The sequence below is a fragment of the Neisseria bergeri genome (genome assembly GCA_003044455.1).
In the GTDB taxonomy this organism is placed as follows: Bacteria; Pseudomonadota; Gammaproteobacteria; order Burkholderiales; family Neisseriaceae; genus Neisseria; species Neisseria bergeri.
Genome location: POWY01000009.1, coordinates 25,404 through 40,044, shown reverse-complemented (window position 1 = coordinate 40,044; position 14,641 = coordinate 25,404). Strand labels below are relative to the sequence as shown.

The following is a 14,641-nucleotide window of genomic DNA, read 5'->3' as shown; positions in this document are numbered from 1 at the left end:
AAGGGGAAAAACATGACTTGGCGCAGCCTGCTCATTCAAAACGGCGGCAAACTATCCTTGCAACGCCGGCAATTGCTGATTCAACAAAACGGCGAGTCCCATACCGTACCATTAGAAGACATCGCCGTTATCATCATCGAAAATCGCGAAACCCTGATTACCGCCCCGCTCCTATCAGCCTTAGCCGAACATGGCGCAACCCTGCTGACCTGCGACGAGCAGTTCCTACCCTGCGGACAATGGCTGCCTTATGCCCAATATCACCGCCAGCTTAAAATCCTCAAGCTGCAACTGAACATAAGCGAACCCTTAAAAAAGCAATTCTGGCAACATATCGTCCGCCAAAAAATCCTGAACCAAGCCTTTGTTGCAGATGAAACAGGCAATGATCTTGCAGCCAAACGGCTGCGCACTTTGGCATCTGAAGTCCGTTCAGGCGATACAGGAAACCGTGAAGCCCAAGCTGCCGCCCTCTACTTCCAAGCCCTCTTTGGAGAAAAATTTACCCGTAATGACAACAACGCCGTCAATGCCGCATTGAACTACACCTACGCCGTGCTCCGTGCCGCAGTTGCACGCACCCTCACCTTATACGGTTGGTTGCCCGCATTAGGCTTGTTTCATGGAAGCGAACTCAATCCATTCAATCTCGCCGATGACTTTATCGAACCCTTACGCCCATTAGCCGACCTGACCGTGATACATTTGTACGAACAAGGCCGTCTGAAAGCCGAACTGACCCCCGGCATCAAACAACACCTTATCAAAACCCTTCACTATCAAATCAGCATCGAACGGCAACATTTCAGCACCTTGGCTGCCATCGACAAAATGGTTTCGTCATTTCAAGCCGGTGTAACCGATAAAAACGCCAAACAACTGAAACTGCCTGAAATCCTACCATTGAAAGAATACCGATATGAGTGAGGCCAAATTTATGAGGATTATCGTCTTCTTCGACCTACCGGTTATCACGGCGGCAAAACGCAAAGCCGCCAATCAATTCCGCCAGTTTTTATTAAAAGACGGATACCAAATGCTCCAGCTTTCCGTATACAGCCGTATCGTCAAAGGCCGAGATTCGTTGCAAAAACACCACAACAGGCTGTGTGCAAACCTGCCGCAAGAAGGCTCAATCCGCTGTTTGGAAGTAACAGAAAAGCAATATGCCGCTATGAAACTGCTGTTGGGCGAACTGAAAACCCAAGAAAAAAAGGTCAATTCAGACCAACTATTATTATTTTAAAGCCACTTTTTTAGTCAAAATAAAACGGGAAACCCTTATAGAATAAGGATTTCCCGTTGGAGTATTGTAGCACTGCGAAATGAGAATGGGAGCTACAACAGTCGGGGCCACCGACAACCAACGTACCGTATTGTAGCACTGCGAAATGAGAATGGGAGCTACAACCTCGAATGCGTGTTGGAGAGCCTGACCACGATTGTAGCACTGCGAAATGAGAATGGGAGCTACAACCAATATGATGAAACTACGCCGCACGTTCAGATTGTAGCACTGCGAAATGAGAATGGGAGCTACAACGTGTCGGAGGGCAGGCAATCATAGCGCGGCATTGTAGCACTGCGAAATGAGAATGGGAGCTACAACCTATTTGGTTGGGTTGGTACGGCGTGAATTATTGTAGCACTGCGAAATGGAAAAGATACTCCTTTGATCGATAACATAATCCTTACAATTGAAAGGATTTTACACGCGGCAAGGCGGGCGTTTCAAAAGAAATGCCTTTTTTTCTTATCAGGATTTCCGCCGGTTTGTCACGCGATGAGCCGTCATCTTTGATTTTCTTGTCTGTGCGGTACGCAATCGCTGCCTGCTTACGCATCAATGCGGCGATGACGGCTTTTTTGGTCTCCTTGGCTTCCAATCTTGCGATAAGCCTTTTATGCCCACCCCTGATTCCCTACCTCTGCCAAGCCTTCCTCAAATATTCGACGCAATCGGTCAGCGAGTGAAACGGGGCATTGCCGTGGTTGGCATTCGGATATTCCCGGAAAAAGACGGCGGCCCCGCGCCTGTCCAACTCTGCCGCCATTTGTTCGGCCTGCCCTGCCATGTCGCGTTCTTCCCTGCGTTTACAATCGCTGCCCCGTTCTAGCGCGCCGATGTTGAGGCAGACATCGATGCCGTTTAGCCGGTTTTCAGACGGCATAAAATCGAGTATCCGCCTGTTGTGCCACCAAATCGAGGGGGACACGAGCCAATGCCGTCTGAAACGGCGGTGGGAAAGCAGGGAATACAGTCCGAACAGTGCGCCGAACGAATGCCCGAATACGGCGGTTTCATTTTTGTCCAGCCGGTATTTGCTTTCTAAAAAGGTGGTCAGTTCGCTGTCGATAAAGTCGGCGAAGCGGTCTGCCTGTCCGAACTGCTGCCGTTCGTCTGCCGTGGCGTTGTCTCCAAGCGGCGGCGTGTAGTCGGCGGCACGTTGTGCCAAATCGCGCACTCCTCCTCCGACATAGCCGATGCCTACGATCAGGCAGGGGGCGTTGCTTCGGGTAACGGGGTTGTTCATCAGCGACTGCATGATGTTGAAAAGTGCGGGGAAAAAGGCTTCGCCGTCGAGGACAAAGAGGACGGGATAACCTTCAGACGGCATTTTGCCGAGTGTTGCCGTCTGAATCCGATAGATTCGCCCCGTGCAGGTGGATTTGATTTCGGTTTCAAAGGCTTGGGGCAGTATGGCAGGTTGGAATGTGTCGGTCGGTATGGGTTTCATGATGTTCGGCTTGTGGGTCAGACTGGCGGCAAGCGGTAAAACCGAACCGGCAAAGCGGTCTGCCTGCCGGTCCGGTCTGTTTTCCTTCGCAATGCCATACTCCAGTTGTGAGAGCATAGGGTATGCCGCGCAGCTTGTTGTGGTTTGATGATGCTGCGGCTGCCGTTTCAGACGGTATATTTGCCTTTAAAAACTGTAACGCAGGTTTGCCGTCAGGCTGCGCTCCGAACCGGGAATGTTAAAGGTGTTCGCGCTGCCGACGCGGGCGTAGTAATGGCGGTTGAAGATGTTGTCGGCGTTGATTTGCAGCTTCAGCTTGGGCGTGAAGCGGTATGCCGCCATCGCATCGAACGTGGCATAACCGCCTGCATGCATCCCTGCAGATGAAGTAATGCCGCTCATCGCGTTCACGCCGCCGCCGACGGTCAGCCCAGACGTAACTTGGTAAGTCGTCCACAGGTTCGCGCTGTGTTTGGGCATCAGCAGGAAGATGCCGTCGTCGCGTGAATTGGCGGCGGTTTTGATTTGGCTGTGCAGATAGCTGTAACCTGCATGGATTTGCCATTTCGGTGTAACCGCGCCGCTGATTTCGGTCTCAACGCCTTCCATCACGCGCTTGCCCAATGCGGCGTAACAGTTGTTGCAATTGTTCAGGTTCAGCGGTGCGGCGGCGTTTTTGTCTTTCAGGCGGTAGAGGGAGACGCGGGTGTTGAGGCGGTCGTCCATGTAGCTGCCTTTGTATCCGACTTCAAACTGGTTGCCTTGGCGCGGTTTGAGCAGCTTGCCGTCGGTGCCGAGGCTGGTTTGCGGCGTGTAGAGTTGGGAGAAGCTGGCGTAGAGGCTGTTGCTGCCGTCTATATCGTAAACCGCACCGACGTAACTCGTGAATTTGGTTTTTGAAGCTTTGTGCAGGGTTTTGCCTTCGCCCGCTTCGATTTTGTAGTGTCCCAAACGTCCGCCGCCGATGAGCGACAGCCTGTCGACCGGATGGAAGACGGATTTGCCGTAAACGCCGAATTCGTCAAGGTTTTCAGTAGCGACGGTATGGCTGTAACCACGCGCGCCGGCACGGGCGTTCTGCATCAGGTTGACATAGGGAACAGAGTGGAAATCGCCCAAGGCAACATTACGCGCAACGGCTGCACGGCCTTGTTCGTTGGTGCTGCGCAGGCGGTTGTAGTCCGCGCCGACGACGAGTTCGTTGGCAGTGTTGCCCAAGGCAAACGGCCGGCTGTAACTTGCGTCAACCGCGAACGCCTTTTGTTTGATGTCCGTACCCAAACCCGCCACGTTGGCTTGTCCGGCATTGTTGAGTTTGCTGCCCGCAAACGTGTAATTGGAATCGGCTTTCCGGTCGGAATAGCGCATACCGACTTTGCCGTAGCCGCCGTTGCCGAAGTAATGTTTCAAATCGGCGAACACGTCGTGGCTGTGCATTTTAAATTTGTTCCAATCCGCGCCGACAAATGCGTGTTGCGGCAGGGACGGCAATTTGCCGTCTGCATCGGCAGGCAGGCCGTTATACGGCGCGAGGCGGCGTTGCTGGTAAAGATAGCCCGCGCCCAAAACCGTATCGGGGTTGATGTCCCAATCCGCCGCCGCGTAGAAGGTTTCGTGGTGGTTGTTTTTCTCGGCGGGACGCGGAGACGCGCCGACGGTCTGCGCCATCACGCGGCCGCGCACGCTGCCGTCTGAATTGAGGCTGCCCGATACGTCGGCTTCGGCTTTATATTGCTTGTGCGTACCGAATCCCGCTGCAGCATGACCTTGGAACGCTTTGGTCGGGCGTTTGCGTACCAGATTCACGATGCCCCCCATCTCACCGCTGCTGTCGAACAGTCCGCTCGGCCCGCGCATCACTTCCACGCGGTCGAAGGCAAACAGGTTGGGCAGCGTGCCGTTGATACTCTGCATCTGCGCGGGCAGACCGTCGATGTTGTATTCGCTGTATTCGTAACCGCGCGCGTAAACCGAAGAGCGTCCGTCGTCGTTGCTCAACACGCGCAGGCCGGGCGTTTTGCGTGCCAACTGGTCAAACGTATCGACATTGCGGTCTTTGACCTGCCGGTTGGTGATGATGCTGACGGATTGCGGAATTTCGCGCAAAGATGCGGGGATTTTTGTGCCGACAGTGGCGGCAAACGAGCTGTAATCGCCGTTTTTCTCGGTGGCAATCGCGTTGTAAGAACGCTGCCCTTTGATGTGGACGGTTTCCAAATCCGCCGTTTGTGCGGCAAAAACCGAAGACGAAAGTGCTGCCAAAACCGTGGCGGCGGTCATATTGATGCGGAAAACTGACATAAACTGTCCCATTCACATAAATGATAATGGTTCTATTTTAATAAAGCACAACGCGGCTTGTTCGGAAAAACATATCGCGCAGCCGACAAATTTTGTCGAAAATGCGACACGTCTGCGTTTCCCGCATAAAATCTGACTTTTCACCGCAAACAACCTGCCATGACCACGCCCAAACTCATCATCTTCGACTGGGACGGCACGCTTGCCGACACGACCCAACCCATCATCGACACCATGCGCCGCAGCTTCGCCGAATGCGGTTTTCCGCCGCCCGAAGCGAAACGTGTCCGCAGCCTGATCGGCTACAGCCTGCCCGCCATCATCCGCGCCCTGCTCGAAATGCCGTCTGAAGCCGCCGTTGCCGACATCGCGCGCACTTATTCCGCGCATTACCTCAATCCCAACAACCGCAATATGACGCTCTTTCCCGATGCCCTGCCCTGTCTGGACACGCTCAAAGCGCAAGGCTTCCGGCTTGCCGTCGCCACGGGCAAAGGGCGGGCGGGTTTGGACAACGCCATCAGCCAAACCGCCACCAGCGGCTATTGGCTCGCCACCGCCTGTGCAAGCGAGTATCCGTCCAAACCCTCGCCCGAAATGGTATTCGAAATCTGCCGCGAACTGGGACTCGACCCGAAAGAGGCATTGGTCGTCGGCGATACGGCGCACGACCTGCATATGGCGGCAAACGCGGGCGCGGCGGCAGTCGGCGTTGCCACCGGCGCACATTCGCGCGAACAGCTCCTTGGCGCACCGCATCTCGCCGTATTGAATGACTTGTCCGAACTGCCCGGTTTTCTTGCACGGCATTACGCCTGATTGGTTTCCGCATCCGGCACGCGGCAAAAATGCCGTCTGAAACCTGTTCAGACGGCATTTGTGTTGCCCAAACATCCGATGCCTACGTCAACGTTTGCACAAATCAGGTTTGGTTTCGCCCTCACGGCGCAACTCTTTGGGCAGGACGAACACGATGCTTTCTTCCGCGCCCTCCCCTTCGCGTACGGTTTCATGCCCCCACCCGCGTATGGTTGCCAATACTTCCCGCACCAACACTTCGGGCGCGGACGCGCCTGCCGTTACGCCGACTTTGTTCTTGCCCTCAAACCACGCGCGTTGCAGGTAGCCTGCATTATCCACCATATACGCATCGGTCCCGATGCCTGCCGCCACTTCGCGCAGGCGGTTGCTGTTGGACGAATTGGGCGAACCGACCACAATCACGATGTCGCACTGTTCCGCCAGCTCTTTGACGGCGGTTTGCCGGTTGGTCGTCGCATAGCAGATGTCTTCCTTGTGCGGATTGCGGATATTGGGGAAACGCGCGTTCAGCGCGGCGATGATGTCTTTGGTTTCATCGACCGAGAGCGTAGTTTGGCTGACATAGGCGAGTTTGTCGGGGTTTCTGACTTCGAGTTTTGCCACATCTCCGACCGTTTCGACCAAAAGCATTTTGCCCGGCGCAAGCTGCCCCATCGTTCCTTCGACCTCGACGTGCCCCTTATGCCCGATCATGATGATTTCACAGTCTTGGGCATCCAGTCGGGCGACTTCCTTATGCACTTTCGTCACTAGCGGGCAAGTCGCATCAAACACGCGGAAACCGCGCTCCGCCGCTTCTTGCTGCACCGCCTTCGATACGCCGTGTGCCGAATAAATCAGCGTCGCGCCCCGAGGCACTTCCGCCAAGTCTTCGATAAACACCGCGCCTTTTTCGCGCAGGTTGTCCACGACGAATTTGTTGTGGACGACTTCGTGGCGCACATAAATCGGCGCGCCGAATTCTTCCAAAGCACGTTCGACAATACTGATTGCCCGATCCACACCGGCGCAGAAGCCGCGCGGATTGGCAAGGATGATGGTTTTTCCGTTCATAAGTTTTGCATTCCGTGTTCAGACGGCATTCACGTTTTTTTGCTATCTTTGCGATGGACGATATTGTCCAACACTGCCAACACCGCGCCGACGCAGATAAAACTGTCGGCAATATTAAAGGCGGGATAAAACCAATTTTGCCAATAAAACAATAAGAAATCGACCACATGACCGTGTATCAGGCGATCGATGACATTGCCCAACGCACCGCCGATAATCATTGCCGCCCCGATTTTTCCGAGGGCTGCAAACTCGTCGCGCAAGATGGCGCGTACCAAATACGCGCTCACCGCCACCGCCAGCACCAAAAAAAAGTATTTCTGCCAGCCGCCCTGATCGGCAAGGAAGCTGAACGCCGCGCCCGGGTTGTACACCAAGGTCAAATCGAAAAAGGAAGGGATGACATTGACGCGTTCCCGATACTGAAACGACGACAGCACCGCCCACTTCGACCACTGGTCCAGCACGATGGCGGCAAGTGCCAATACCCAATAGCGCGTTTTACTTGAAACAGATGAAGACATATTTTTCAACAGCCGGATAAAAGAGTGCCATTTTACCCGAAAACCCCCTGCCTGTACCCGAAACGGCAAATGCCGTCTGAAACGCTTAATGCGCCCCAAAAACCCCGGCTGATTAAGAGACGGATTTTTACCGGCCGATACAAACCGACCTTCGGGCAATCAGTGATTGAAAATAAAGAAATGAAAAATATGAAATTTATTGGAAATGCCGAGATTTTAGATTGCAAGGATTTATCCGCCCCGCCGTCATTCCCACGGAAGTGGGAATCTAGTTCGTTCGGTTTCGCTTGTTTTAAGTTTCGGGTAACTTCTACTTCGTCATTCCCGCGCAGGTGGGAATCCAGTTTTTTGAGTTTCAGTCATTCCCGATAAATTGCCTTAGCATTGAAGGTCTAGATTCCCGCCTGCGCGGGAATGACGGGGTTTCAGGTTGCTGTTTCGGGTTGCTATTTTATAGAAATGACGAAATTTTAGATTGCAAGAACTTATCCCCTCCGCCGTCATTCCCACGGAAGTGGGAATCCAGACCTTTCGGCACGGAAACTTATCGGATAAAACGGTTTCTTCAGATTTTACGTTCTAGATTCCCGCCTGCGCGGGAATGACGGTTTAGGTATTTTTATAGCAAGCCGTAGGGCGCGATGCCGCCGGAGGGCATCATATTCTTGGAATAGCGCATTAAAAAGAGTATGATAATGGAAACACAAAAGATTCCGGCAATGCCCGTGCGCCGTTCCCGTCCGTCATTCCCACACAGGCAGGAATCCGGACTCGTCCGCACGGAAACCGATGCGCCGTCATTCCCGCGCAGGCGGGAATCTAGACCCGTCGGCACGGAAACTTATCGGATAAAACGGTTTCTTCAGATTTTACGTTCTGGATTCCCACTTTCGTGGGAATGACGGGATGTAGGTTTGTGGGAATGACGCGGTGCAGGTTTCCGTGCGGATGGATTCGTCATTCCCGCGCAGGCGGGAATCCAGACCTGTCGGAACGGAAACTTATCGGATAAAACGGTTTCTTGAGATTTTACGTTCTAGATTCCCACTTTCGTGGGAATGACGCGGTGCAGGTTTCCGTGCGGATGGATTCGTCATTCCCGCGCAGGCGGGAATCTAGACCTTTCGGCACGGAAACTTACCGGATAAACGGTTTCTCTAGATTCCTCATCCTAGATTCCCGCCTGCGCGGGAATGACGGTTCGGGTATCTTTATAAGGCAGATTCGCAAGGTGCGCCATAGAGTGGGCTAAAGCCCGCCCTGCGAAACCCACGAAACATATGTTTCGACATGCAGGGCGGCACATAAAGCGTCGCCCTGTGTGCCGCCCCGATTCGGAAGGGGTTGCGCCCCTCCCAAACAAAGTCTGATTCTGCCGCCGCGAAGGACGGATGTCCAAGTGGTGGGGTTTCACCAAAAAAGGAAAACGGAAAAGGAAAACGATATGAAAAAAACACCCAAACGGCACTTGCTCCGCCATACCGCGGTTTATACCGCGATGCTCTTGGCGGTATCGTCCCAACAGGCGTTCGGCGTGGGCGATACCGCGAATTTCAATTTTATCGTCAACGACGACGGCAGCGTAAAAGGCGACCAGGCACCCGGCAACAAAGGCGTACGAACGGGTAAGAAAGAAACTTTCCCAATCGGAAGCTCTACACGCCCAAAAAACGTATGTAGGGAACTGGGTATCCAGCATGACCCCGTACAAGGGTGTCCATTTCTCGCCGCACTGACTTATGAACTCACCTACGCAAACACCGACACGCTGCTTGCGGGCAAGAACGGTGGGAAGCTGATTCTCGGCGGCGGTTCCGCCCCGCTGTGGGGCAAGGTTTCCGGGCTTGATGCCGACAATATGGCGGGGCGCAAGACCGACAATTGGCTGACGACCGTTCACAAAGGGAAGATGGGTTACGATTTTACCGGCTTGAGTTGCTTCCTCAAGGGTGTGGGCGTATCGACGGGGCAAAGCCGCCAGTGTCCCGACTTGCCCTTCCAGTTTTTTTTCGACTTTACCAATAGCGCGCTCGACTCCACATCGGTGGGAACCAGTTCAGACGGTCTGCCGATATACAAGCTGACAGACCATCCGTGGCTGGGCGTTTCCTTCCAATTGGCTTTATCAGACGGCAAAACACCGGAAAACTGGCTCGCCATTCAGAGAGACCATACCGAAGTAAGCAAAATGGTTACCCAACCGACAGGGGAAAGAAGCAAGGGGCAGGTCTTCGCCCTGCGCGCCAAACTGCATATGCTGGGCAACTCTGGCAGCCTCAACGCCCAAGAAATCAAGCTGGGCGAGATTAGTATGCCCAACTTCGCCTTTATGCCGCATAATGAAAACGGCAAGGGGCGGACAGCAACTATATATAAGGTACGGGAACAGGGCCATATCGACGTAAAACTCCAGCTTCCGAGCATAGGCGCGGGCGGCTGTACGCGGGCGCAATATACCGCCGCCGGGCCGGACGGCAGCCAATACGCCATTGTCGCTCCCGCCCCTTTGGGCGTGGGTTTCCCGGGCAAGGCGGCGGCGGTCGTTACCGATCCCAAGTCGGCAAGCAGCCGCATCCTCTTTTACACCTTGGATAAAAACAATAAGAAAAACGGCGGCGCGGATTATCTGCCAAGCAAAGGTTTTACCGAACCCGTCTTTGCCGGACGCAAGGCGGTAATCCGCCTGGCAAACGGCGTATCCTTGAGCGACAGCAATATTAACGGCATTACGAATAGCACATTCGGTATCGGCGGCTTGGGAAACAATCAAGACGAATGGAAAACCGTATTGCTGCGCTGGACCGACCGGCGCGATGCAAACGACAATCAGTTTAACTATTTTAACAATACGATAGATGCCTCGACACGCGGCAAACTGTATAGCCAGCAATACCGCATCCGCGACGACAAGAATCGCAATTTGGGCGACATTGTCAACAGCCCGGTAACGGCGGTCGGCGACTATTTGGCAACCGCCGCCAACGACGGGATGGTGCATATCTTCAAAAAAAGCGGCGGCGGCTACAATCTGAAACTCAGCTACATCCCCGGTGAAATGCCGCGCAAAGATTTGGACAATAACGATTCCGATTTGGCAAAAGACCTGCACAATTTTGCCAACGAAAACTACACGGGCGGTTTGTACGGCGTGGACGGCGGCTTTGTCTTGCGCCAAGTCGGAAACCGCGTGTTTATGTTCGGCGCGATGGGTCAGGGCGGCAAAGGCGCGTATGCCCTGGATTTGACCAAAGCCGACAGCAACCAGACCGGCGTTTCCCTGTTTGATGTACAAGGCAACGGATTGGGCTACACCGTCGGCACACCGCAAATCGGCAAAACCCACAACGACAAATACGCCGCCTTCCTCGCCTCCGGTTATGCCGTCAAAGATATTAACAGCCCGGAAAATCAAACCGCGCTGTATGTATATGATTTGGAAAGCAACGGTACGCTGATTAAAAAAATTGCCGTACCCGGCGGCAAGGGCGGGCTTTCGTCCCCAACGCTTGTTGATACAGATTTGGACGGCACGGTCGATATCGCCTATGCCGGCGATCGCGGCGGCAAGATGTACCGCTTTGATTTGAGCGGCAACGATCCGACCAGATGGTCTGCACGCTCCATTTTCAACGGCACGAAGCCGATTACTTCCGCACCCGCTATTTCCCAACTGAAAGACAAACGCGTCGTCATCTTCGGCACAGGCAGCGATTTGACTGAGGATGATGTGGCAAGCCAAGAAATCCAACACGTTTACGGTATCTTTGATAACGATACGGACTCTTTGCCGGCAGAAGACGGATTGGGCAAAGGGTTGCTTGAGCAAGTGCTGACAAAAGACGGCAACAATACGCTGTTCTTGAGCGACTACAAAAGGTCTGACGGCTCGGGCGACAAGGGCTGGGTAGTGAAATTGCAGCCCGGACAGCGCGTTACCGTCAAACCGACCGTGGTATTGCGTACCGCCTTTGTTACCATCCGCAACTACAATGCCAACGGCTGCGGCGCGGAAACGGCATTTTTGGGCATCAACACCGCCGACGGCGGCAGGCTGACGAAGAAAAGCGCGCGCCCCGTCGTGCCTGATCCCCGCGTGGCAAAAAAAGTCGGCGAGAAAAAAGACGCGAAAGGCAACAATATCCCCGTGGGCTGTATGGAAAAAGGCACTGAAACCGTCTGCCCGAGCGGATATGTTTATCCGAAACTGCTGACCGCAAGCTATTTGGACAGCCAAAAAACAAGCGACAACCCGACAACGGCAGACGGCGACGCGGGCGGCAGCGGCAACGACAACGCCCCCTTCCAAAAATCCGGCAACCGCTGCTTCTTCAGCAAAGGCGTGCACACGCTGCTGATGAACGATATGTCCGACTTGGATGTTGCCGGCCCGATCTGCAATATGAAACGGGTAAGCTGGCGCGAAGTTTTCTTCTAACCCGCCCGCACGTCCGATTTTTCCGCAAATGCCGCCTGAAAGCCCTTCAGACGGCATTTTTTGCGTTTTTCGGAGGGGGGCAAATGAAACGCCGACAAATTCGGGAGGGGGGGGAAACGCCGTCAAACCGATGCCGTCATTCCCGCGCAGGCGGGAATCTAGGATGCAGGGTTAAGGAAACCTACATCCCGTCATTCCCACGAAAGTGGGAATCTAGGACTCAGGACTGGAGAAACCTTCAGTTGTACCCGATAAGTTTCCGCACCGACGGGTCTGGATTCCCGCCTGCGCGGGAATGACGGTTCAGTTGCGTAGAACCGGATTGTGAAAAGGGGCGGATTCGGGGTATTCGATGAAAACGGTGGAAATGTGGGATTGATGGAATCGGTGGGCTGAAGCCTACTCTACAAGAGCTTTCAGACGGCATTTTTTGCGTTTTTCGGGATGGGGGGGGGCAGCAAATGAAACGCGTCATTCCCGCGCAGGCGGGAATCTAGGACTCAGGACTGGAGAAACCTTCAGTTGTACCCGATAAGTTTCTGCACCGACAGGTCTGGATTCCCGCCTGCGCGGGAATGACGGTTCGGGTATTCCTGACGGTTCGGGTATTCCTGACGGTTTGGGTATTCCCATAGTTTCGCCGGGCGGACGTGGGGAAATGCGTAACGGGCATAGTGGGCGCGGGGCGGGCGGTTTTACGCCGCGGATTTCCGTTTTCGCGCGAACATACAGGCCCGCCGGACGCGTTTGCGCTTGAAATCGGGTATGTTTCGTCTTAAAATATGCTGCTTTCAGGGTATAGGCACTTGCCCGAAAAGCACGTTACGCGCCTTTCTTGCGCGGCGTGTTTTTTTTTGACCGGATTTTTCCGACCAGATGACCCTGCCGAAGTCCCTTCAGACGGCATTGTCAAGAATTTTATTAAAAACAGGATTCCCACTCATGAGCACCCCCGCCCTCCTCGTCCTCGCTGACGGCAGCGTATTTCACGGCACATCAATCGGTTACGAAGGTTCGACTTCCGGCGAAGTCGTGTTCAATACTTCGATGACCGGCTATCAGGAAATCCTGACCGACCCGTCCTACTGCAAACAAATCGTTACCCTCACCTACCCCCACATCGGTAATACCGGCACCAACGCCGAAGATGAAGAAAGCCGCAGCGTTTACGCCGCCGGCCTGATTATCCGCGACCTGCCGCTCTTGCACAGCAACTTCCGCGCCTCCGAAAGCCTGCACGACTATCTGGTACGCAACAAAACCGTTGCCATCGCCGACATCGATACCCGCCGCCTGACCACGCTGTTGCGCGAAAAAGGCGCACAAGGCGGCGCGATTCTGACAGGTGCGGACGCTACGGTTGAAAAAGCACAAGAACTCATCGCCGCGTTCGGCAGCATGGTCGGCAAAGACTTGGCAAAAGAAGTTTCCTGCACGGAAACTTACGAATGGACGGAAGGCGAATGGGAATTGGGCAAAGGTTTCGTTACCCCTGACGAACAGCCTTACCACGTCGTCGCCTACGATTTCGGCGTGAAAACCAACATCCTGCGTATGCTCGCCTCGCGCGGCTGCCGCCTGACCGTCGTCCCCGCACAAACCAGTGCGGAAGACGTGTTGGCACTCAATCCCGACGGCGTATTCCTGTCCAACGGCCCCGGCGACCCCGAACCTTGCGACTACGCCATCAAAGCCGTACAAAAACTGATGGAAAGCGGCAAACCGATTTTCGGCATCTGCTTGGGACACCAGCTCATCAGCCTCGCCATCGGCGCGAAAACCCTGAAAATGCGCTTCAGCCATCACGGCGCGAACCACCCCGTACAAGACTTGGACAGCGGCAAAGTCGTCATCACCAGCCAAAACCACGGTTTCGCCGTCGATGCCGACACCCTGCCCGCCAACGCGCGCATTACCCACAAGTCCTTGTTTGACAACACCTTGCAAGGCATCGAACTGACCGACAAACCCGTGTTCTGCTTCCAAGGACACCCCGAAGCCAGCCCCGGTCCGCAAGATGTCGGTTACCTGTTCGACAAATTCATTGGCAATATGGAGGCTGCAAAACAATAAGCCGGCTGTTTCAGACGGCATCCGAAAAGTATGCCGTCTGAAAACGCAGACAGATTCCGATACAAGGCATACGGACGGCATCCCGACACCGTTTGCCGCCCCAAAATCAGAAAGGACTATTTTGACTGAAAAACAAATGCGCATCCTTTCCGCCGCCGCCGCCCTGACCGCCGTGGGTATGTACGTTTCCTACATCCCGCAAATCCAAAATAACCTCGCAGGCAACCACGGCTCGCCGCTGCAACCCTTCGTCGCCGCCATCAACTGCACATTATGGGTTGCCTACGGCTTTTTGAAAGAAAAACGCGACTACCCCGTCATACTGGCAAACATCCCCGGCATCATTTTGGGTCTGATTACGTTTATTACCAGTTTTTAAGGAAGTTTTCAGACGGCCTGTGCAAAATAAAAACGCAAAAAGTCGTCTGAAAAAGAGTCACCAAAATATCAACAGCAGGAATTTTTCAGGTAGCCTTTATCGCAAGGCAGATAGAACAAACGTCGCGAGCATTTTTTCAGACGACCTTTAAACCCAAGTGGTAGGGTGTGCCGCAAGGCACGCACGCGGCGGGTTGGGGTTGCAGGGAAAATGGGGAACACGTGCGTGCGTTCCGCACACACCCTACATGCGGGCTACGGCTTGCTAAATTAGCATAACAGTTCATTTTTTAATTATAGGTGCAGATTTTTTAAAG

12 protein-coding genes and 1 CRISPR repeat array are annotated in these 14,641 nt (G+C 54.1%); of the genes, 7 read left to right on the top strand and 5 right to left on the bottom strand.

Translation table 11 applies throughout. From position 1 onward, the window contains the following. Nucleotides 1-12: 12 nt before the first annotated feature. Both cas1 and cas2 read left to right on the top strand, forming a co-directional pair. On the top strand, nucleotides 13-927 hold the full coding sequence (cas1, locus tag DBY86_RS09215; protein ID WP_107819747.1) for a type II CRISPR-associated endonuclease Cas1: 915 nt from the start codon (nucleotides 13-15) through the stop codon (nucleotides 925-927). Further along, the gene (gene cas2 / locus DBY86_RS09210; RefSeq protein WP_107819746.1) at nucleotides 920-1,246 is read left to right on the top strand and encodes a CRISPR-associated endonuclease Cas2; all 327 of its coding nucleotides are present in this window, start codon (nucleotides 920-922) and stop codon (nucleotides 1,244-1,246) included. Before cas1 ends, cas2 begins: the two co-directional genes overlap by 8 nt. A gap of 63 nt (nucleotides 1,247-1,309) precedes the next feature. Then, a CRISPR array of direct repeats spans nucleotides 1,310-1,609; the repeat unit is 36 nt; unit sequence ATTGTAGCACTGCGAAATGAGAATGGGAGCTACAAC. An 82-nt stretch (nucleotides 1,610-1,691) separates the two neighbouring features. Here cas2 and DBY86_RS13395 read toward each other — a convergent pair. The 3 genes from DBY86_RS13395 to DBY86_RS09195 all read right to left on the bottom strand — a co-directional run bounded on the left by DBY86_RS13395 (nucleotide 1,692) and on the right by DBY86_RS09195 (nucleotide 5,039). Beyond that, a complete protein-coding gene (locus DBY86_RS13395; protein ID WP_199901082.1) occupies nucleotides 1,692-1,886 on the bottom strand; it encodes a hypothetical protein in 195 nt (64 codons plus the stop codon). Nucleotides 1,887-1,922: 36 nt separating this feature from the next. Further along, entirely contained in the window at nucleotides 1,923-2,855 is a 933-nt protein-coding gene (locus DBY86_RS09200; protein WP_107819745.1) for an alpha/beta hydrolase, read from the bottom strand. Between the two features lie 69 nt (nucleotides 2,856-2,924). Further along, a complete protein-coding gene (locus tag DBY86_RS09195; protein ID WP_199901081.1) occupies nucleotides 2,925-5,039 on the bottom strand; it encodes a TonB-dependent siderophore receptor in 2,115 nt (704 codons plus the stop codon). A gap of 159 nt (nucleotides 5,040-5,198) precedes the next feature. Here DBY86_RS09195 and DBY86_RS09190 point away from each other — a divergent pair, with 159 nt between their 5' ends. After that, the gene (locus DBY86_RS09190; RefSeq protein ID WP_107819743.1) at nucleotides 5,199-5,858 is read left to right on the top strand and encodes an HAD-IA family hydrolase; all 660 of its coding nucleotides are present in this window, start codon (nucleotides 5,199-5,201) and stop codon (nucleotides 5,856-5,858) included. 87 nt (nucleotides 5,859-5,945) lie between these two features. Here the strand turns inward: DBY86_RS09190 and ispH are convergent, their stop codons facing one another. Further along, on the bottom strand, nucleotides 5,946-6,914 hold the full coding sequence (gene ispH / locus DBY86_RS09185; protein ID WP_107819742.1) for a 4-hydroxy-3-methylbut-2-enyl diphosphate reductase: 969 nt from the start codon (nucleotides 6,912-6,914) through the stop codon (nucleotides 5,946-5,948). Between the two features lie 29 nt (nucleotides 6,915-6,943). Further along, a complete protein-coding gene (lspA, locus tag DBY86_RS09180) occupies nucleotides 6,944-7,438 on the bottom strand; it encodes a signal peptidase II (protein ID WP_025456587.1) in 495 nt (164 codons plus the stop codon). A 69-nt stretch (nucleotides 7,439-7,507) separates the two neighbouring features. Between lspA and DBY86_RS13100 the strand changes: the two genes are divergently transcribed. The 4 genes from DBY86_RS13100 to DBY86_RS09125 all read left to right on the top strand — a co-directional run bounded on the left by DBY86_RS13100 (nucleotide 7,508) and on the right by DBY86_RS09125 (nucleotide 14,325). Continuing rightward, nucleotides 7,508-7,810 carry a hypothetical protein gene (locus DBY86_RS13100; protein ID WP_159068579.1) on the top strand — a complete coding sequence of 101 codons (303 nt, stop codon included), beginning with the start codon at nucleotides 7,508-7,510 and terminating at the stop codon, nucleotides 7,808-7,810. A gap of 1,072 nt (nucleotides 7,811-8,882) precedes the next feature. Continuing rightward, nucleotides 8,883-11,873, top strand: coding sequence for a PilC family type IV pilus tip adhesin (pilC, locus tag DBY86_RS09155; protein ID WP_107819786.1), 2,991 nt, complete (start codon nucleotides 8,883-8,885; stop codon nucleotides 11,871-11,873). A 942-nt stretch (nucleotides 11,874-12,815) separates the two neighbouring features. Then, nucleotides 12,816-13,946 carry a glutamine-hydrolyzing carbamoyl-phosphate synthase small subunit gene (carA, locus tag DBY86_RS09130; protein ID WP_107819738.1) on the top strand — a complete coding sequence of 377 codons (1,131 nt, stop codon included), beginning with the start codon at nucleotides 12,816-12,818 and terminating at the stop codon, nucleotides 13,944-13,946. Between the two features lie 121 nt (nucleotides 13,947-14,067). Next, nucleotides 14,068-14,325, top strand: a complete 258-nt coding sequence (locus DBY86_RS09125) for a SemiSWEET family transporter (protein ID WP_107819737.1) — start codon at nucleotides 14,068-14,070, stop codon at nucleotides 14,323-14,325. Nucleotides 14,326-14,641 lie beyond the last annotated feature (316 nt).

Bases quoted from the DNA above. Each gene is read 5' to 3' on its own strand.
- cas1 (WP_107819747.1), top strand. From the start codon at position 13: ATGACTTGGCGCAGCCTGCTCATTCAAAACGGCGGCAAACTATCCTTG.
- cas2 (WP_107819746.1), top strand. From the start codon at position 920: ATGAGTGAGGCCAAATTTATGAGGATTATCGTCTTCTTCGACCTACCG.
- DBY86_RS09200 (WP_107819745.1), bottom strand. From the start codon at position 2,855: ATGCTCTCACAACTGGAGTATGGCATTGCGAAGGAAAACAGACCGGAC.
- DBY86_RS09195 (WP_199901081.1), bottom strand. From the start codon at position 5,039: ATGTCAGTTTTCCGCATCAATATGACCGCCGCCACGGTTTTGGCAGCA.
- DBY86_RS09190 (WP_107819743.1), top strand. From the start codon at position 5,199: ATGACCACGCCCAAACTCATCATCTTCGACTGGGACGGCACGCTTGCC.
- ispH (WP_107819742.1), bottom strand. From the start codon at position 6,914: ATGAACGGAAAAACCATCATCCTTGCCAATCCGCGCGGCTTCTGCGCC.
- lspA (WP_025456587.1), bottom strand. From the start codon at position 7,438: ATGTCTTCATCTGTTTCAAGTAAAACGCGCTATTGGGTATTGGCACTT.
- DBY86_RS13100 (WP_159068579.1), top strand. From the start codon at position 7,508: ATGCCGTCTGAAACGCTTAATGCGCCCCAAAAACCCCGGCTGATTAAG.
- pilC (WP_107819786.1), top strand. From the start codon at position 8,883: ATGAAAAAAACACCCAAACGGCACTTGCTCCGCCATACCGCGGTTTAT.
- carA (WP_107819738.1), top strand. From the start codon at position 12,816: ATGAGCACCCCCGCCCTCCTCGTCCTCGCTGACGGCAGCGTATTTCAC.